Below are 19341 nucleotides of genomic sequence, written 5' to 3' on the forward strand. Positions count from 1 at the left end.
GCAATAATCCGCCGGATTCTAACAAACGCCAACAAACAAAACTAGATACCTAAATAAAATCTAATAATTTTGTTTGTACATATAAATAATTCGAAGATTTACCTAACAAATAACACGTTCACACTAAATATTTACTTTACTGTGGCTTAAAGTCTAGAGTGAAACTCTTGAAATGTTCATAAATCTCGTTACTTGGTGGACGTGGCATTTTCTTTGCCTGATTAGCCGCTGCAAGCGCTGCTCTACACAAAGCTGGATCACCAGCCCCTGCTTTGATATCAATCAGCAATCCATCTGGTGCCAGTTTTATATTTAAATCACAAGTACGTCCGATATACAGAGCTGGATCACGAAAATTATGTTGGATCGCAGCCTGAATTTGTCCCTTGTAATTACTAATATCGGAATCAGAAGGACCGCTTTTCTTAGCCCCACCTTTTCCTGCCGCAGCTGCGCCGCCCAGCTTAGGTGTATTGGAGGTCAATCCACCTAATAAATCATCAACTGCTTGAGCCTGTTTCGCTGCTTCTGCTTTCGCCTTAGCTTCTGCTTTCGCCTTAGCCTCTTCTTCTGCTTTCGCTTTAGCTTCCGCCTCAGCCTTTGCTTTAGCTTCTGCTTTAGCTTTTGCCTCAGCCGCTGCTTTACGTTTTGCAGCCTCTTCCGCTTCTTTCTTTGCCTGAGCTTCTGCTTTCTGTCGAGCTTCCGCCTGTTCTTTTAAGATCCTGTCTTTTTCTGCCAGTGCTTTTGCTGCCGCTTCTTCCGCCTGTTTTTGCTCTTCACGGGCTTTAGCAGCAGCGGCATCAGCCTGCTTTTGCTCTTCAAACGCTTTAGCAGCGGCTGCCTCGGACTGTTTTTTCTGCGCTTCAGCCGACTGCTGTGCTTTAATTCGCTCTTCTTCAGCTATTTTCAAACGTTCCTGTTCTTCCGCCTGCTTTGCACGCAATTCAGCAGCCTGCTGTTCAGCCTTTTTCTTCCGCTGTTGTTCCGCTAACTTTGCATTGGCCTGTTGCTGTTGCTGCTGATTATATTGTTGAACTACAGCATTCGGATCAACCATCACAGCATCAATGACAGTACCGTCTTTTCCACCACCACCCATTTCCATTTTTTGCACCAAAGAACCCCAAATCAGAAAACCGATCAGGATAATGTGCAATATTACAGAAATGATAATGGCGCGATTCAGCCTATTGTTTTGTTCGCTTGTCTTTCCCACGCTCGACATCCAGAAACTTTAAGTGACAGCCGCTATCAGGCTCCGATAGGTTGAGTCATTAAACCCACCGATTTTACACCCGCCTGGCGAAGCATATTCAACGCTTTGATAATTTCATCATAAGGAACTTCCTTAGAACCACCAATCAGGAAAATTGTTTTCGGATTAGCTTTAATCAAAGTTTGAGCTTCTGCAACAATTTGCTGTTCAGGTAACAATTCCAAACGCTCCTGGTTAACAACCATGTTGTATTGCCCTACCCCAGAAACTTCCACAATGACCGATGGATTCTCAGTGCTGGAAACTGTTTTTGAATCCACCGCTTCAGGTAAATCGACTTCTACGCTTTGCGTGATAATCGGTGCTGTTGCCATGAAAATAAGCAGCAATACCAGCAACACGTCCAGCAAGGGGACGATATTGATCTCGGATTTTAGCTCACGTCTGCGACTACGAGTGCGCGCCATTCGCTGATTTCCCCTTACGATTTATTACGACTTATTGGTATTGGAAGCAAAAGCCTGACGGTGCAGAATAGCCAAGAATTCTTCCATAAAATTATCGTACATTTGTTCTAGTTTGTTAACACGTTGGTTCAGGCGGTTATAAGCCATCACCGCAGGAATTGCTGCAAACAGACCGATAGCTGTTGCAATCAGGGCTTCAGCAATACCTGGGGCAACCATTTGCAGAGTCGCCTGTTTAACGGCTCCCAAAGCAATAAAGGCATGCATGATCCCCCACACCGTACCAAACAAACCAATATAAGGACTGATAGAACCCACTGTCCCCAAAAACGGGATATGATTTTCCAATGTTTCCAGTTCACGATTGAGTGAAATACGCATCGCACGGGAAGCACCTGTGATAACAGCTTCTGGTGCATGGTTATTTGCCTGGTGTAAACGAGCAAATTCTTTAAACCCGGAATGGAATATCTGCTCAGTACCACTTAACGAATCACGGCGCGACTGACTTTCTTTATAAAGACGAGATAATTCAATACCAGACCAAAACTTATCTTCAAATGCTTCTGCCTCACGGCTCGCAGCATTAAGGAGCTTTGTTCGTTGGATAATGATTGCCCAAGAAACGACAGAGAAGCCAATCAAAATCAACATGATCAGCTGCACTAAGAAACCTGCCTTAAGGAATAAATCAAGGATGTTCATGTCAGTCACTGCTTAAACTCCGCGACAATAGACTTTGGAAGCGCAATAGGCTTCATTTGAGATGAATTCACACAGACAACCAAGCATTCTGCGCTGCTGATAGTTACGCCATTGCAATCAACTATTCGTTGAATAAATGTCAGAGAAGCGCCCCGGATATTTGTAACTTCGCTTTCAACAACCAGCTGATCGTCCAACTTTGCTGGTTTCCGATAGTCAATCGTCATACGACTAACAACAAAACCAACTTGTTCATCTAACATATACTGCTGGTGAAAGCCTTTTTCACGCAACATCTCTGTACGAGCTCTTTCGTAAAAGAACAAATATCGAGCGTGATAAACCACACCACTAGCATCTGTGTCTTCATAGTAAACACGGATAGGCCAACGGAATAACATATTACTCATATAATCCTAATTAGGCGAATTGACGTTGTCACTATACTTAAGACAATAGCGCTTTGGAATGACTTGTTAGTAAAAAAATTTTATCGGCTGTCAGCCGATAAAATCGTAATTAGTTTACTTAAAGAAATGATATAAACCAAAAAGAAGAATGAAAAATGCAGGTAATGGATGAAAAAACAAACGCCAGATAATACGTTTAGGATGAAAACCGACACCAAAAGTGACACCAGAACAAACTGCCCAAATCAATAAGATACCCTGCCATATTTGTAGGGAACTGGTATTCGCAGCAAAACGCGCAGGGTCCCAAAACATACATGCAGCAAGCGTTAAAGCCATGATGAGGATAAGAGCCCTCAATAGGCTCTTATCCATAAGCTGGTAGCATTTATCAACCAACATTATTTTTTGTCACTCTCAGACGCTTTTCGTGATTCATTATGCTCAAGTGCCAAAGCAGCAATGACAGCGAAGCTACAAGCCAAGAGCGTTCCGAGAATCCAAGCAAAATACCACATGCCTATGCTCCTTAGTACAGTGAGTGTTTGTTGTTTTCAATATAGTTCTTATCCAAACGCCCGAATGTTTTGTAATAACACCAAATGGTGTAAGACAACACAATAGGAATGAAGATAAGTGCAACAACGAACATAATTTGCAACGTCCACTGGCTGGATGTTGCATCCCACATGGTCAGACTGACATTCGGATCAAGACTTGATGGCATCACAAACGGGAACATAGCAATACCTGAAGTCAGAATAATGCAAGTTACTGTCAATGATGAGAACAGAAATGCCCAACCACCTTTATCCATCCAAGTAGCCAGCATAGTCAGCAGAGGGAGAAGTACTCCCAGCACAGGTATAGACCACAGAATCGGATAATTATTGAAGTTGGTCAACCATGCACCTGCCTGCTGAACCACTTCCTTATGCAACGGATTAGATGCTGCATTAACATCCAACCCTCCCGTTACAACATAGCCATCAATGCCATAAATCAGCCATATACCTGCCAACAGAAATGCAACTGCCGTTATCGCTGCACAAACATGAGTCGCGGTACGGGAGCGAAGGTGCAATTCACCGATTGTACGCATCTGCAAGTAAGTTGCACCTTGCGTCACAATCATCATCAAACTAATCACACCAGCCAGTAATCCATAAGGATTCAGCAGCCCAAAGAACGAACCTTCATAGGAGACGCGCATGTCAGAATTCACAGCCAGCGGTACGCCTTGCAGTAAATTACCGAATGCAACCCCGATAACCAATGCAGGTACAAAGCTACCGATAACCAGTCCCCAATCCCACATATTTCGCCATTTACTGCTTTCTAGTTTTGAACGGTAATCAAAACCAACCGGACGGAAAAATAATGCAGCCAAGACTAGAATCATTGCCACATAAAAGCCAGAGAAAGCAGCAGCATATACCATTGGCCATGCTGCAAACAAAGCACCACCAGCGGTAATTAACCAAACTTGGTTACCATCCCAGTGCGGGGCAATTGAGTTAATCATGATGCGGCGTTCGGTATCATTTTTACCAATGATTTTCAGCAGGATACCTACTCCCATATCGAAACCATCAGTCACTGTGAAACCGATAAATAACACACCGATCAGCAGCCACCATATAAATCGTAATACATCATAATCAAGCATAAGTGGACTCCTGCTTACCCAATATTATTCGCTGAAGAAGTTGTTTTCTGTTCAAAATGGTAACGTCCGGTCTTGAGGCTACTTGGGCCAAGACGGGCAAATTTGAACATCAAGAACATCTCTACGATCAAGAATAAAGTGTACAGACCACAAATCAGCACCATTGAGAAAATCAGATCGCCTACACTACGTGTTGAAGCCGCAACAGCAGTTGGCAACACCTCACCAATCGCCCACGGCTGACGACCATATTCCGCGACAAACCAACCTGCCTCAACGGCAATCCACGGCAATGGAATACTGAACAATGCAGCACGCAGAAGCCATTTATGCTGACCGATACGGTTTCGGAGCACGCTCAGGAACGACAACCCGATAATCAACAGCATAATAAAGCCTGCTGCCACCATGATACGGAATGCAAAATAGAGCGGAGCTACGCGTGGAATAGAATCTTTCGCTGCGGCTTTAATTTGCTCTTCTGTTGCATCAGTTACACTTTGGGTATAACGCTGCACAAGCATGCCATAGCCAAGATCTTTCTTACTTTCGTTGAATGCACTACGAACATTTGGGTCAATATTGCCCGAACGCAGTTCTTCCAGTAATTCATAAGCCTTGATACCGTTACGGATACGTTGTTCATGCTGGCTCATCAAGTCACGCAGACCAACGACAGGCGTATCTGTGGAGCGGGTAGCAATCAGACCTAAAATATAAGGAATTTGGATGGAATATTTATTTTCCATTTTGTCCTGATCAGGAATACCAATCAGCGTGAATGAGGCTGGAGGCGGCTGAGTTTCCCACTCTGCTTCAATTGCTGCTAATTTAGTTTTTTGCACGTCCCCCATTTCATATCCAGATTCATCACCCAGAACAATGACAGACAATATCGCAGCCATACCAAAACTCGCTGCAACAGCAAAAGAACGTTTGGCAAATGCTAAATCGCGCCCTTTAAGCAGATAGTAAGAACTGATGCCCAATACAAAAATGGCACCTGTCACATAACCGGCAGCGACGGTGTGAACAAATTTGACCTGAGCAACGGGGTTAAGTACCAGTTCGCTGAAGCTCACCATTTCCATTCGCATGGTTTCAAAGTTAAAATCAGACGCAATCGGGTTTTGCATCCAACCATTCGCAATCAGAATCCACAATGCAGAGAAGTTAGAGCCTAATGCAACCAGCCAAGTTGCCGCCAAGTGTTGTTTCTTACTCAGTCGATCCCAGCCAAAGAAAAACAGACCAACAAATGTGGACTCGAGGAAGAATGCCATCAGACCTTCGATGGCCAGAGGCGCACCGAAAATATCACCAACATAATGTGAGAAATATGACCAGTTGGTTCCGAATTGGAACTCCATAGTCAAGCCCGTTGCGACACCCAGAGCAAAGTTAATACCAAATAACTTACCCCAGAATTTTGTCATATCTTTATAGATTTGTTTGCCAGAAAGGACATATACCGTTTCCATGATCGCAAGCAAAAACGCCATACCTAGCGTTAATGGTACAAACAAAAAATGGTACATGGCAGTTAAGGCAAACTGTAATCGTGACAGTTCGACAATATCAAACATCTTGACTCCTTGCTCCCAGCAGGAAGACACCGATTTGCGGCAACCCGACTTCGTAAAACGAAAGTCTCATAACTACCAGCAATAAATGCCTCAAACATAATTAATAAATTATTAACAAAATGGAAAATTCATAGCTACCACAATAATATTACGCCTATATTCACATACAATAAATAGATTTTACGTGACTCAGCTTAGAATTCCTGAATATAAGTCAACAAAGCCATAAACTCTCAGGCTAATATCTATATATACTGGCTCAATTCAATCAAGTTTAGCGAATAAAATCTAGAGTAATAAATTGATTTTAGTCACTTTTTCCTTGTTTTGTTAAGCTTTACATCTATTATTTCATTATGGTTTACCGAGTGTTAATAAATTGTTATTTTCAATAGATCTTAATTTATTTTTTGCTGTAAAAAGCATTAAAAAAATTAACCTTTCATTTTCATTCTTTAAAAAATATATTTTTTTCAATATCTCAGATTTAATTAATCAGATAAATAGATTTTTCTAGAATCCAGTTAAATTAAATTGAAAAGTAACGCATCATTATAAATGAACTAACCTACTGTTAATATTATAAATAAAAAATAAAAGGCCACCCTAAGGCAGCCTTTTTCTATAAAAATAGTTTATTTTTGTGCTTCTTATGCCAATAACGCTTTTACAGCATAGCCAATGTCGGCAAGACTACGAACAGTCTTCACACCCGCAGCTTCCAGTGCAGCAAATTTTTCATCTGCTGTACCTTTACCACCCGCAATAATCGCTCCAGCATGACCCATACGCTTACCTTTAGGTGCAGTCACACCTGCAATATAAGCAACAACAGGTTTAGTCACATGTTCTTTGATATAAGCAGCAGCTTCTTCTTCGGCTGTACCACCAATTTCACCAATCATGACAATTGCTTCTGTCTGTGGATCTTCTTGGAACAGTTTCAGAATATCGATGAAGTTTGAGCCTGGAATCGGGTCGCCACCGATACCAACACAGGTAGATTGCCCTAATCCAGCATCAGTGGTCTGTTTAACGGCTTCATAAGTCAATGTACCTGAACGAGAGACAATGCCCACTTTACCCGATTTGTGAATATGACCAGGCATGATACCAATCTTACATTCATCAGGTGTAATGACTCCCGGACAGTTAGGACCAATCATACGGACACCCGCTTGATCCAGTTTTACCTTAACTGTCAGCATATCGAGTGTCGGGATACCTTCTGTTATAGTGATGATCAGTTTAATGCCTGCCTCAATCGCTTCCAAAATGGAATCTTTACAGAATGGTGCCGGAACATAGATAACAGAAGCAGTTGCGCCAGTTGCTTCAACCGCTTCACGTACGGTATTGAATACAGGTAGCCCCAAATGTTCAGTACCACCTTTACCCGGTGTTACGCCACCAACCATTTGAGTACCGTAAGCAATTGCCTGTTCGGAGTGAAAAGTACCTTGGCTGCCAGTAAAACCCTGACAAATCACTTTGGTGTTTTTATCGATTAAAATAGACATTATTTATTCCCCACTGCTGCTACTGCCTGTTTAGCTGCGTCTGTCAAACTGGTAGCTGCAATGATGTTCAAACCACTGTCTGCCAGTTTTTTAGCGCCCAGTTCAGCATTGTTGCCTTCCAGACGAACGACTACTGGTACGTTAACTCCAACTTCTTCCACCGCACCAATAATGCCGTCAGCAATCAAGTCACAGCGGACGATACCACCAAAGATATTGACCAAAACAGCTTTGACATTTTCATCTGACAAGATGATTTTAAATGCTTCAGTAACACGCTCTTTTGTTGCACCACCACCAACATCAAGGAAGTTTGCCGGTGCACCACCGTGCAGTTTAACAATGTCCATAGTTCCCATTGCCAGACCTGCACCATTCACCATACAACCAATATTGCCATCCAGTGCAACATAGTTCAGTTCCCATTGTGCAGCCTGAGCTTCACGTGGATCTTCCTGTGAAGGATCGTGCATTTCACGCATTTCGGCCTGACGGAACATCGCATTACCATCAGCGCCCAATTTTCCATCCAAACAAACCAGATCACCTTGAGTTGTGATCACCAGAGGGTTGATTTCGACCATTGCCAAATCACGCTCTAAGAACAATTTTGCCAATCCTAAGAAAATCTTGGTGAATTGACCAACTTGCTTACCAGTCAAACCGAGTTTGAACGCCAATTCACGGCCTTGATACGGCATAGGGCCAGACAGTGGGTCGATAATTGCTTTATGAATCAGCTCGGGCGTTTCTTCCGCCACTTTTTCTATTTCGACGCCACCTTCAGTAGAGGCCATGAACACTACACGACGTGTACCGCGGTCAACAACAGCACCGAGATACAGCTCCTTGGCAATATCGGTTGCTCCTTCTACCAAAATCTGATGAACAGGTTGCCCCTGTGCATCTGTCTGGTAAGTGACCAGTCGTTTACCCAGCCATTGTTCAGCAAAAGCACGGATATCTTCCTTGCTGTTGACGACTTTCACGCCACCAGCCTTACCGCGACCACCTGCATGAACCTGACATTTAACGACCCAAGGGCCTGAACCAATCTTGGATGCTGCTTCTTCTGCTTCGCGCGGAGTGGTACAAGCATAGCCAGCTGGTGCTGGTAAACCATACCGTGCAAAAAGTTGTTTTGCCTGATACTCGTGTAAATTCATGATGTTCTATCCATAATTTGATCTAAGAAAGGTAAATTACCTTCTATTTTGTTGCTCTGGATATGACCAGCCCAAAGGGCTGGCCTGCATATACATTTTTACATCAACATCGTACTACTTCAGACTTGGCGGAGTTAACACCCTCCGCCGATAGTGATGCTATACATCCAGCAACAAACGTGTTGGATCTTCCAGCATTTCTTTGATGGTCACCAGAAAGCCGACTGACTCACGGCCGTCAATCAGACGGTGGTCATAGGACAACGCCAGATACATCATAGGAAGGATCTCAACCTGACCATTGACTGCCATTGGACGATCTTTAATGGCATGCATACCAAGGATCGCGCTTTGTGGTGGGTTAATGATCGGGGTGGACATCAGGGAACCGAAAACACCGCCGTTAGTAATCGTGAAATTACCGCCAGTAAGTTCTTCAACGGTCAGTTTACCGTCGCGGCCTTTAATCGCCAGCTCTTTGATATTTTTCTCAATGTCAGCCATGCTCAATGCATCTGCATCACGCAATACAGGTGTAACCAGACCACGTGGTGTAGATACAGCAATACTGATATCAAAATAGTTGTGGTAAACCACATCAGTGCCGTCAATAGAAGCGTTCACTTCTGGGTAGCGTTTCAATGCCTCAACAACTGCTTTCACATAGAAAGACATGAAGCCCAGACGCATACCATGACGTTTCTCAAATACATCGCCATACTGCTTGCGCAATTCCTGAATTGGCTTCATGTTGACTTCATTGAAAGTCGTCAACATCGCAGTATTATTTTTCGCTTCAAGCAAACGTTCTGCAACCCGTTTGCGCAGACGGGTCATTGGGACGCGTTTTTCACTACGATGTGGCAATAAGGATGACTGTTCAGCAGACGCAACAGGTTTACCACTCTCTTTTTTATTCGCAGCGATATATTTTTCTACATCTTCACGAACAATGCGGCCACCAACACCACTGCCTTTAATTGCAGCAGGATCTAAATCATGTTCTGCAATCAGACGACGAACGGCTGGGCTTAATGCATCGTTGCTTTCTTCTTCCAAAGACGCAGTCTGACGTTGTGCTGGCGTTGCTTCTGTTTTTTCTTTTACGTCAGCAGGAATGCCAGTGCTGTTACCCAGACGAATACGGCCCAGCAGTTGCCTGGACAGTACAGTTGCGCCCTCTTCTTCCAAAATAGCTTCCAAGACGCCCGCTTCACTTGCTGGCACTTCCAGAACAACTTTATCGGTTTCAATTTCAACCAGCACTTCATCACGCTCTATGGTGTCACCTGGTTTTTTATGCCATGTGGCAACAGTGGCATCTGCAACAGATTCAGGAAGGTCTGGAACCAGAATTTCTACGCTACTCATTTTCTATCCTTATTTATTCAACGTTCAGTGCGTCATTAACCAGTGCTTGCTGTTGCTGCTGGTGAACAGACGTATATCCCACAGCCGGGGAAGCAGATGCTGGACGACCTGCATAACGTAAAGAAGCCCCAAATGGGATCGCTTCACGGAAATTATGTTGACTACAATACCAAGCCCCTTGGTTCAATGGCTCTTCCTGACACCAGACAAAGTCATGAACATGCGCATACTGCTCAACCTGAGCTTGCAAATGCTGACGTGGGAATGGATACAGCTGTTCAATACGCACGATAGCGACATCGGTTTGTCCATTCTTACGACGCTGTTCCAGCAGATCGTAATAAACTTTACCGGAACACAGTACAACGCGCTTAACACCTTTTGGATCCAAAGCGTCAATCTCACCAATCACTGGCTCGAATTTTCCGTTCGCCAATTCATCCAGATTAGATACTGCCAATGGATGACGCAGCAATGACTTAGGAGACATAACGATGAGTGGACGGCGCATACCACGCAGAGCCTGACGACGCAGCATGTGATAAACCTGAGCCGGAGTCGATGGCACGCAAACCTGCATGTTTTGTTCAGCACACAGTTGTAGATAACGCTCCAGACGTGCCGATGAGTGCTCAGGGCCTTGCCCTTCATAACCATGTGGCAACAGCATAACCAGGCCACACATACGGCCCCATTTCTGTTCGCCAGAGCTGATGAATTGGTCAATTACCACCTGAGCCACGTTGGCGAAGTCACCAAATTGCGCTTCCCAAATCGTCAGGGCACGAGGTTCAGTTGTTGCATAACCGTATTCAAATGCCAGTACAGCTTCTTCTGAAAGTACAGAATCCCATACATTGAATACGCCTTGACTATTGTGAATATTTGCCAAAGGTACGTAAACAGAAGCGTTGGTTTGGTTATGAATAACCGCATGACGATGGAAGAAAGTACCACGACCTGCATCTTCACCAGAAAGGCGCACAGGAATGCCTTCGTCAACCAGAGTCGCGTAAGCCAGTGTTTCCGCACCACCCCAGTCAAGCAATTTATTGCCATTAGCCATTTCTGCACGGTCGCCATAGATTTTCGCAACACGTGAGTGCATTTCTACTTCGGCAGGAATAGTACTGATGCGTTTGCCCAGATCTTGCAGACGTTTCATATCCACTTGATGCGGATACTCTTCATCCCATTCGTGATTCAGGTAAGGTTCCCATGTGAATGAATGCAACCCCATTGGACGCCATTCATCAACAACACACTCACCGTGATCCAATGCGTCACGATACAGATTTACCATCTCAGTAACATCATTGGCAGCTAGCAAGCTTTCTGCTATCAGTTTATCTGCATAGATTTTACGTGCAGTTGGTTGTTTCTTGATTTGCTGGTACATCAGAGGCTGGGTTGCACTTGGTTCATCAGCTTCGTTATGACCATGGCGACGGTAACAAACCAGATCAATCATTACATCACGTTTAAAGGTATTACGGAAGTCAAGCGCCAGCCGAGTAACAAATGCGACAGCTTCCGGATCATCCGCGTTAACGTGGAAAATCGGTGCCTGAACCATTTTCACAATATCAGTACAATATTGTGTTGAACGAGAATCTTTCGGGTTAGATGTGGTGAAACCAATCTGGTTGTTAACTACGATACGAACAGTACCACCGACTTCATAACCGCGAGCCTGAGACATATTCAGCGTTTCCTGAACAATCCCTTGCCCTGTTACTGCAGCATCACCGTGGATGGTGACAGGCAGAACCATGTTACTGCGACCTTCATCAAGGCGATCACGGCGAGCACGTACAGAACCGATAACAACAGGGCTGACAATCTCAAGGTGAGACGGGTTAAAGGCCAATGCCAAATGCACCAAACCACCTTCGGTCTCAAAATCAGAAGAAAAACCTTGATGGTATTTTACGTCACCCGTCCCCAGATGCTCTTTATGTTTACCTGCAAATTCGTCAAACAGATCAACAGGTTTTTTACCCAAGAGATTGACCAGAACGTTGAGGCGGCCACGGTGAGCCATACCCAACACAACTTCGCGGGTATCTTGTTTACCTGCGTGACGGATCAATTCTTTTAACATAAGGATAAGTGCGTCGCCACCTTCGAGGGAGAAACGTTTCGCCCCCGGGAACTTAGCACCTAAATAGCGTTCCAAGCCTTCTGCGGATGTTAATTCTTTCAGGAAACGACGCTTTTCTTCTGCATTAAATTGTGAACCAACTGTCACAGACTCCAGACGTTGCTGAATCCAACGTTTTTCTTCTGTATTGGTGATATGCATATATTCCGCACCAATTGAACCGCAATAAATGCTTTTCAGTGCGTCATATAGATCCGCCAATTTCATTGTCTCTTTACCAACGGCAAAAGAGCCCACATTAAACGTTTCTTCAAAATCCGCTTTTGTTAAATTATGGAAAGCAGGATCGAGATCGGGTACAGGTTCCTGTTTCCATAATCCCAATGGATCAAGGTTTGCATCTTGGTGTCCGCGGAAGCGGAATGCATTGATGAGCTGCAAAACTTTGACTTGTTTTGCATCCATTGCTGGATCGCTGACTGAAGTGTGGTAACGCGTAGTATCTTTTGCCAGACGACGGAAGTAATCGCGTGTCTGTGAGTGAAGTTGTTCCCCGCTAAGTCCTGCTTCCGGTAATTGTTGGAAAATTTCTCTCCAACTTGCATCAACGGAATTAGGATCAGTTATATAGTCTTCATAGATTTGCTCTATGTAAGACTGGTTTGCACCAGCCAGAAAGCTTGAGTCCAGCCAGTCCTTCATTGCGCCGTTCTGCATTGTGATCCCTTAAGCTTTAAAAGCTTTAGTTTTCGCCGTGGTTAACAAATACCGCTTAATTAGCGGTGTTGATAAAAGGTTCATTTGGACGTGCTTAATGCATGTTCTTTTTTGGGTTTTCCTACCCTTCAAGGAACCTTTAAAAACTGCATATTAGTTTTTAAAGGTTCCTTTATTTGGAAACATGTCGTGTCTTTAGCAGTAGGAAATTTATCATTTTTCATTCTTTATGCCCTCCACCGATTTGATATTTATTTCAAAATTGTGGAGGGGCAACATTATATGCATTATTTACACACTATTTATGTGTTATTTATGCACGAAATCTCACTTTATTATGCGCTATGTTTCAACAACATAGACTTAATATGACCAATCGCTTTTGTCGGATTCAGCCCTTTAGGACATACATTGACGCAATTCATGATCCCATGACAACGGAAAACACTGAATGCATCATTAAGATTATCCAATCGTGAAGTTATTTCAGTATCACGGCTGTCAATCAGGAAACGGTATGCTGCCAGAAGACCGGCTGGACCAATAAACTTATCCGGATTCCACCAGAATGATGGGCAGGACGTTGAACAACAGGCACATAAGATACATTCATACAATCCATCCAGTTTTTCTCGCTGTTCCGGTGATTGCAGGTGCTCACGCGCGGGTGGGTTTTTATTGTCATTAATCAGATAAGGACGAATTTTCTCATATTGCGCGTAAAACTGCCCCATATCGACAACCAGATCACGAATCACTGGCAGCCCAGGCAATGGACGAATAACAATTTTCTTATTGCCACGACGCAACGCAGAAACTGGCATAACGCATGCTAATCCGTTTTTACCATTCATATTCACGCCATCAGAGCCACAAACCCCCTCACGACAAGAACGGCGGAATGCCAGAGTTGGATCTTGCTCTTTTAGCTGGATAAGAGCATCCAACAACATCATGTCGCGCCCTTCCTGTGCTTCCAGTGTGTAGTCCTGCATACGGGGTGCGTCATCTACATCTGGATTATAACGATAAATTGAAAATTCAAGTTTCATAATCTATTTCTCCGCAACTGGAATATCAGCAACTCAATTAGTAAGAACGCACTTTCGGCGGGAAAGCTTCACGCAGCGTTGGCTGCATATTCACTTCACGGCGAGTCATACTCTCAGTTTGCGGTAAATACAGGCTATGGCACAGCCAATTAGCATCATCACGTTCTGGATAATCAAAGCGGCTGTGAGCGCCACGACTTTCTGTACGGAAATTCGCAGAAACTGCTGTCGAATAGGCCGTTTCCATCAGATTATCCAACTCCAGGCATTCGATGCGCTGGGTATTGAATTCTGATGAAGTATCATCCAGACGAGCATTTTTCAGACGTTCGCGGATCACTTTCAGCTCTTCCAATCCTTTTGCCATCGCATCACCTTCACGGAATACCGAGAAATTATGCTGCATACAAGATTGCAGGGCTTTGCGGATTTCAACCGGATCTTCACCTGAACGGGTACTATTCCAACGGTTCAGACGTTGAAGTGCTGCATCGATATCAGATTCGCTGGCATCACGGCTAGTACCCTGTTCCATCAAGCACTCTTTCAAATGCAGGCCTGCGGAACGACCAAATACCACCAGATCAAGCAGTGAGTTACCACCCAGACGGTTTGCGCCGTGAACAGATACACAAGCAATTTCACCCACAGCAAACAGACCAGGAATCACTACATCTTCACCTTTTTCATTTAATGTCAATGCCTGACCGGTGATCTTAGTTGGAATTCCCCCCATCATATAGTGACAGGTCGGGATAACAGGAATCGGCTCTTTCACAGGATCTGCGTGAGCGAAAGTACGGGATAATTCAAGAATACCCGGGAGACGAGATTCCAATACATCTTTGCCCAGATGATCCAGTTTCAATTTGACGTGAGGACCCCACGGGCCTTCACAGCCACGACCTTCACGGATCTCAATCATCATAGAACGTGCGACCACATCACGGCCAGCAAGGTCTTTGGCATTTGGAGCATAACGCTCCATAAAGCGCTCACCATCTTTATTCAACAAGTAACCACCTTCACCACGGCAACCTTCTGTGACCAAAACACCTGCTCCGGCAATCCCGGTTGGGTGGAATTGCCACATTTCCATATCCTGAACAGGAACACCTGCACGCAATGCCATGCCCACACCATCACCAGTATTGATATGCGCATTAGTTGTGGATTGGAAGATTCGGCCAGCACCACCGGTTGCCAGAATAGTTGCTTTAGCTTTGAAATAAACGACTTCACCAGTTTCAATGCAAATAGCGGTACAACCAACAATCGCGCCATCCTGATTCTTAACCAGATCTAACGAATACCACTCAGAGAAGATAGTCGTGTGGTTTTTCAAATTCTGTTGATACAGAGTATGCAATAGAGCGTGACCAGTTCGGTCAGCAGCGGCAGCAGTACGAGCGGCCTGCTCACCACCAAAATTTTTGGACTGCCCACCAAATGGACGTTGATAAATGCGGCCATTATCCAGACGAGAGAATGGCAAACCCATGTGCTCCAATTCTAAAATTGCTTCTGGGCCAGTCTTACACATATATTCGATGGCATCTTGGTCACCGATATAATCGGAGCCTTTCACCGTATCATACATGTGCCATTCCCAGTTATCTTCATGGGTATTACCCAGCGCAACAGTGATTCCACCCTGCGCTGAAACAGTATGGGAACGAGTCGGGAACACCTTGGAAATCAAGGCACAGGATAAACCCATTTGTGAAATTTGCAGTGCAGCACGCATACCTGCGCCACCAGCACCAATAACAACAGCGTCAAACTCTCTTACTGGCAGTTTCATTTATGCACCCCACACAACACATGTTCCGTAAATCAAATAAGTTAACAACGCTACAATAATCACCAGTTGCAGAACCAAACGCAGTGCAAGCGGTTTGACATAATCTGTCAATACCTGCCACATGCCAATCCATGCATGAACCAGGATGGAAAGCAGAGTCAACACAGTGAATACTTTAGTGAGGGATGAAGAGAAGAAACCACGCCAGACTTCATAGGTAATATCCGACGTTGTTGCGACGAAACCAACGAGGTAAAGGACATACAAGACAATAATAATTGCGGATGCACGCAGTAGCAGCCAGTCCTGAATACCCGTACGACCCAATGCGGATGCGTTGCTTACCATAATAATACCCCAGCCAGAATAGACAGAATAACCGCGATTACTATTGCTACTTTGGCAGATGCACTACCGGTAGCGAGGTTTTCTTCCAAGAAACCAAAATCCATCAACACATGGCGTATGCCCCCACAGATATGGTAAGCCAGCGCCGTCAATATCCCCCACAGGATAAATTTGGCGAAAAAGCCAGTCATGATTTCAGATGCTTGTAGAAAGCCCTCCTGCGAAGACAGTGACATACCCAATAACCACAGCAAAATACCGACTGCGATAAAGGTGATGACGCCTGAGATACGGTGCAAGATCGATGCTATTGCGGAGACGGGTTGGTTAATCGTCCGCAGATCAAGGTTGACAGGTCTTTGTTTTTTCACAATTTTGCCCACAAAGCTTTTTTTTATTTTCCATCCTCCGGTCCTGGGCGGGAATCAGACAGCGCTAAGAGGATACAAAGACACAACATAATTAACTCAATAATCCTTACTGTTCATCAAAAGTTGTGATTTGGTTACGCTGGGTGCTCCTACATCAGGGTAATCCGGAGACCTCACGGAAGTATAAGTACTTCACATTGTTATTACAATTCCCACACAATATGATTGTTAACATTTAGCTTGAACAGTGAGAAAGATCACGCTTCAAACATTTATCATAAAAACTATTATGTTGTTTGACAAAGATTAAACATTTATCTTACATATATGTCGTTATATATTATTTGGCGTCATCGTATGACGAAGAATTAATCTTCACGAAAAATAAAAGTTATGTGGGAGTATCATACAAGCACAAAATGTTAACATTTTATGTAAATAATACTTCAAACATAATTCCCAAAAACTTTTTAACAACCTGAAAACCATTGTCATCCGTAATGAGATTTCAGCGTTAAATGTGATACCTGCCTGATTTTAAATTCTCTCCGGTAGCACAATGCTTTCGGCACAGTATAAATTGCGCCTATCTGGTTGTTAGGGGTTATAAAAATAAGCGCTAAGGAGATGTAAATGGCTGATAAAAAGGCTACGTTGAACATAAATGGTTCAGCTGCTATCGAACTAGACGTACTAACGCCGACTCTAGGTTATGAAGTGATTGACGTTCGTACCCTCGGCTCAAAAGGCTTCTATACCTACGATCCTGGCTTTACTTCCACTTCTTCCTGTGAGTCAAAAATCACCTATATTGATGGCAATGAAGGCATTTTGCTACACCGTGGTTTTCCCATCGATCAGCTTGCAACGGAATCAACCTATCTGGAAGTCTGTTACATTCTGCTATACAGCGAACCACCAACACCCGAAGAATACGAAAAATTCAAAACAACGGTGACTCGCCACACTATGATCCATGAACAGATCACTCGTCTGTTCCACGGTTTCCGCCGTGATTCTCATCCAATGGCTGTACTTTGTGGTGTTACGGGCGCATTGGCTGCCTTCTATCATGATGCTCTGGATGTCCATAACCCCCGCCACCGTGAAATCACTGCTTATCGCCTGCTGTCCAAAATGCCGACTGTTGCGGCAATGTGTTACAAATATTCTCTTGGTCAGCCTTTTGTTTATCCACGCAACGATCTGTCTTATGCAGCCAACTTCCTGCACATGATGTTCTCAACACCGTGTGAAGAATACAAGGTTAATCCAGTATTAGAACGCGCCATGGATCGCATTTTTATTCTGCATGCGGATCATGAACAAAATGCTTCAACATCAACGGTACGCACTGCGGGCTCTTCTGGTGCCAATCCATTCGCCTGTATTGCTGCGGGTATTGCATCTCTGTGGGGGCCAGCACATGGTGGAGCAAATGAAGCCTGTCTGCGAATGCTGGAAGAGATCCAAACTGTTGACCACATACCTGAATTCATCGCTCGCGCCAAAGACAAAAATGATTCTTTCCGCCTGATGGGCTTTGGTCACCGCGTTTACAAAAACTACGATCCGCGCGCAACAGTGATGCGTGAAACCTGCCATGAAGTTCTGAATGAACTTGGCCTGAATGACAGTCTGCTGGAAGTGGCGATGGAATTAGAACGCATTGCCCTGAACGACCCATACTTCATTGAGAAAAAACTGTATCCAAACGTCGATTTCTATTCTGGTATTATCCTGAAAGCCATGGGTATTCCATCGTCCATGTTCACCGTGATTTTCGCCATTGCCCGTACTATTGGCTGGATTGCGCACTGGAATGAAATGCACGATGAAGGCTTGAAGATCGCACGTCCGCGTCAGCTTTACACTGGCCACAATAAACGTGACTTTAAGAGCCAGTTAAAAAAATAATTTAGTCACTCCAATCACACTATTCATATTTTGAATATGTGTATTTCTACACCTCTCATATCAGTTTTACCCTGATATCAGGGGTGTAGTTTTTTTTATAGCTCGATATCAACTATTTGTTTAAAAACAGTTTTAATAACGAAAAGAATATACGAGTAGTAGGAATTCAAGCGATAGCGGTGTATTTACCTTGATGGAGTACGCACAAATGCCTTTATCTCTCTGAACCCATCATATATTCCCTCGGTGGCCTCCCCATAGCTTTGCGGAAAAACGTCACAAACGCACTATCATTGGCAAAACCGAGTTCCTGTGCAACATAGGACAAGGTTTTGTCCTGTGCCAGTAACTCTATTGCCTTTACCAATCGCCATTGCTGCCGCCATTGTTGGTAATTCATTCCTGTTTCACGTTGAAATATCCGAGTAATCGTTTTCTCGCTGGCACCAATATAAGTCGCTAGTACGTTCAACGATGGTGGAATTGCTCAAATGACAAACGCGCTAAACGCCGATCAGATGGCAACCGTAATAAAGTCGGTTCCCTACGCGCCTCACGGATTTCATCAAAAAAGACTGCCAACAAATTTTTTCCTTTTCCCTGATACCAATCAGAGTCGAAAGAAGATATAGCTACCTACCGAACTACGCATTTCTGCCCGATGCTGTGTTTTCGGAGGTATCCATGCCACTCTGGTTGGCGGCAGAATAGAAATCTGATTAGCCAATGTGATCTTGATACAGCCCCGTTGGGTAAATAGCAATTGCCCCATATTATGCTGATGAAAGCCTGAGTCGTGTTGTCCCGTCTCTGCTGCGATCCCTACCACCGGCACATTCAAACTATCATTCAAACGATCAGGATCAAAATGATCACTTTGTTGCAGCCACGCCATGTGCCCCCCTAATTCAATGTCCG

At 44.2% G+C, this 19341-nt stretch carries 17 protein-coding genes and 1 pseudogene; 1 reads left to right on the plus strand and 17 read right to left on the minus strand.

Features of this window, described 5'->3' with window-relative positions; genetic code table 11:
• Positions 1 to 136 precede the first annotated feature (136 nt).
• From tolA to sdhC, 16 genes are all read right to left on the minus strand, one after another.
• Entirely contained in the window at positions 137 to 1216 is a 1080-nt protein-coding gene (gene tolA / locus BM135_RS03855) for a cell envelope integrity protein TolA (RefSeq protein ID WP_175485939.1), read from the minus strand.
• 35 nt (positions 1217 to 1251) lie between these two features.
• A complete protein-coding gene (gene tolR, locus BM135_RS03860; RefSeq protein WP_092517999.1) occupies positions 1252 to 1683 on the minus strand; it encodes a colicin uptake protein TolR in 432 nt (143 codons plus the stop codon).
• Positions 1684 to 1707: 24 nt separating this feature from the next.
• Positions 1708 to 2397 (minus strand): Tol-Pal system protein TolQ, encoded by a 690-nt coding sequence (tolQ, locus tag BM135_RS03865; protein WP_092518001.1) that lies wholly within the window; start codon positions 2395 to 2397, stop codon positions 1708 to 1710.
• Positions 2394 to 2798 carry a tol-pal system-associated acyl-CoA thioesterase gene (gene ybgC / locus BM135_RS03870; protein ID WP_092518003.1) on the minus strand — a complete coding sequence of 135 codons (405 nt, stop codon included), beginning with the start codon at positions 2796 to 2798 and terminating at the stop codon, positions 2394 to 2396. Before ybgC ends, tolQ begins: the two co-directional genes overlap by 4 nt.
• A gap of 114 nt (positions 2799 to 2912) precedes the next feature.
• Positions 2913 to 3200, minus strand: coding sequence for a cyd operon protein YbgE (gene ybgE / locus BM135_RS03875; protein ID WP_092518005.1), 288 nt, complete (start codon positions 3198 to 3200; stop codon positions 2913 to 2915).
• Entirely contained in the window at positions 3200 to 3316 is a 117-nt protein-coding gene (gene cydX, locus BM135_RS03880) for a cytochrome bd-I oxidase subunit CydX (RefSeq protein WP_092518007.1), read from the minus strand. Before cydX ends, ybgE begins: the two co-directional genes overlap by 1 nt.
• Before the next feature lie 11 nt (positions 3317 to 3327).
• Entirely contained in the window at positions 3328 to 4467 is a 1140-nt protein-coding gene (gene cydB / locus BM135_RS03885) for a cytochrome d ubiquinol oxidase subunit II (protein WP_092518009.1), read from the minus strand.
• Between the two features lie 14 nt (positions 4468 to 4481).
• Entirely contained in the window at positions 4482 to 6053 is a 1572-nt protein-coding gene (gene cydA / locus BM135_RS03890) for a cytochrome ubiquinol oxidase subunit I (RefSeq protein ID WP_092518011.1), read from the minus strand.
• A gap of 650 nt (positions 6054 to 6703) precedes the next feature.
• Positions 6704 to 7573 carry a succinate--CoA ligase subunit alpha gene (gene sucD / locus BM135_RS03895; RefSeq protein ID WP_092518013.1) on the minus strand — a complete coding sequence of 290 codons (870 nt, stop codon included), beginning with the start codon at positions 7571 to 7573 and terminating at the stop codon, positions 6704 to 6706.
• The gene (gene sucC, locus BM135_RS03900) at positions 7573 to 8739 is read right to left on the minus strand and encodes an ADP-forming succinate--CoA ligase subunit beta (RefSeq protein ID WP_092518015.1); all 1167 of its coding nucleotides are present in this window, start codon (positions 8737 to 8739) and stop codon (positions 7573 to 7575) included. Before sucC ends, sucD begins: the two co-directional genes overlap by 1 nt.
• 159 nt (positions 8740 to 8898) lie before the next feature.
• Positions 8899 to 10110 carry a 2-oxoglutarate dehydrogenase complex dihydrolipoyllysine-residue succinyltransferase gene (gene odhB / locus BM135_RS03905; RefSeq protein WP_092518017.1) on the minus strand — a complete coding sequence of 404 codons (1212 nt, stop codon included), beginning with the start codon at positions 10108 to 10110 and terminating at the stop codon, positions 8899 to 8901.
• Between the two features lie 13 nt (positions 10111 to 10123).
• Positions 10124 to 12931, minus strand: coding sequence for a 2-oxoglutarate dehydrogenase E1 component (gene sucA / locus BM135_RS03910; protein ID WP_092518019.1), 2808 nt, complete (start codon positions 12929 to 12931; stop codon positions 10124 to 10126).
• Positions 12932 to 13266: 335 nt separating this feature from the next.
• A complete protein-coding gene (locus BM135_RS03915) occupies positions 13267 to 13983 on the minus strand; it encodes a succinate dehydrogenase iron-sulfur subunit (RefSeq protein WP_092518021.1) in 717 nt (238 codons plus the stop codon).
• A gap of 37 nt (positions 13984 to 14020) precedes the next feature.
• Positions 14021 to 15787, minus strand: coding sequence for a succinate dehydrogenase flavoprotein subunit (gene sdhA / locus BM135_RS03920; RefSeq protein WP_092518023.1), 1767 nt, complete (start codon positions 15785 to 15787; stop codon positions 14021 to 14023).
• Positions 15788 to 16135 (minus strand): succinate dehydrogenase membrane anchor subunit, encoded by a 348-nt coding sequence (sdhD, locus tag BM135_RS03925; RefSeq protein WP_092518025.1) that lies wholly within the window; start codon positions 16133 to 16135, stop codon positions 15788 to 15790.
• On the minus strand, positions 16129 to 16518 hold the full coding sequence (gene sdhC, locus BM135_RS03930; RefSeq protein WP_038237426.1) for a succinate dehydrogenase cytochrome b556 subunit: 390 nt from the start codon (positions 16516 to 16518) through the stop codon (positions 16129 to 16131). Before sdhC ends, sdhD begins: the two co-directional genes overlap by 7 nt.
• A 621-nt stretch (positions 16519 to 17139) precedes the next feature.
• Here sdhC and BM135_RS03935 point away from each other — a divergent pair.
• Positions 17140 to 18423 carry a citrate synthase gene (locus tag BM135_RS03935; protein ID WP_092518027.1) on the plus strand — a complete coding sequence of 428 codons (1284 nt, stop codon included), beginning with the start codon at positions 17140 to 17142 and terminating at the stop codon, positions 18421 to 18423.
• A gap of 214 nt (positions 18424 to 18637) precedes the next feature.
• On the opposite strand, the pseudogene BM135_RS03940 reads toward BM135_RS03935, so the two are convergent.
• Positions 18638 to 19318 (minus strand): annotated as a pseudogene (locus BM135_RS03940) (helix-turn-helix domain-containing protein).
• Between the last annotated feature and the right edge of the window lie 23 nt (positions 19319 to 19341).

Origin of the sequence: Xenorhabdus japonica (assembly GCF_900115195.1) — a bacterium.
GTDB lineage: Bacteria > Pseudomonadota > Gammaproteobacteria > Enterobacterales > Enterobacteriaceae > Xenorhabdus > Xenorhabdus japonica.

Excerpts from the sequence above, each read along its gene's own strand:
- tolR (WP_092517999.1), bottom strand. The coding sequence starts at position 1,683 with ATGGCGCGCACTCGTAGTCGCAGACGTGAGCTAAAATCCGAGATCAAT.
- ybgC (WP_092518003.1), bottom strand. The coding sequence starts at position 2,798 with ATGAGTAATATGTTATTCCGTTGGCCTATCCGTGTTTACTATGAAGAC.
- ybgE (WP_092518005.1), bottom strand. The coding sequence starts at position 3,200 with ATGTTGGTTGATAAATGCTACCAGCTTATGGATAAGAGCCTATTGAGG.
- cydX (WP_092518007.1), bottom strand. The coding sequence starts at position 3,316 with ATGTGGTATTTTGCTTGGATTCTCGGAACGCTCTTGGCTTGTAGCTTC.
- cydB (WP_092518009.1), bottom strand. The coding sequence starts at position 4,467 with ATGCTTGATTATGATGTATTACGATTTATATGGTGGCTGCTGATCGGT.
- cydA (WP_092518011.1), bottom strand. The coding sequence starts at position 6,053 with ATGTTTGATATTGTCGAACTGTCACGATTACAGTTTGCCTTAACTGCC.
- sucD (WP_092518013.1), bottom strand. The coding sequence starts at position 7,573 with ATGTCTATTTTAATCGATAAAAACACCAAAGTGATTTGTCAGGGTTTT.
- sucC (WP_092518015.1), bottom strand. The coding sequence starts at position 8,739 with ATGAATTTACACGAGTATCAGGCAAAACAACTTTTTGCACGGTATGGT.
- odhB (WP_092518017.1), bottom strand. The coding sequence starts at position 10,110 with ATGAGTAGCGTAGAAATTCTGGTTCCAGACCTTCCTGAATCTGTTGCA.
- sucA (WP_092518019.1), bottom strand. The coding sequence starts at position 12,931 with ATGCAGAACGGCGCAATGAAGGACTGGCTGGACTCAAGCTTTCTGGCT.
- BM135_RS03915 (WP_092518021.1), bottom strand. The coding sequence starts at position 13,983 with ATGAAACTTGAATTTTCAATTTATCGTTATAATCCAGATGTAGATGAC.
- sdhA (WP_092518023.1), bottom strand. The coding sequence starts at position 15,787 with ATGAAACTGCCAGTAAGAGAGTTTGACGCTGTTGTTATTGGTGCTGGT.
- sdhD (WP_092518025.1), bottom strand. The coding sequence starts at position 16,135 with ATGGTAAGCAACGCATCCGCATTGGGTCGTACGGGTATTCAGGACTGG.
- BM135_RS03935 (WP_092518027.1), top strand. The coding sequence starts at position 17,140 with ATGGCTGATAAAAAGGCTACGTTGAACATAAATGGTTCAGCTGCTATC.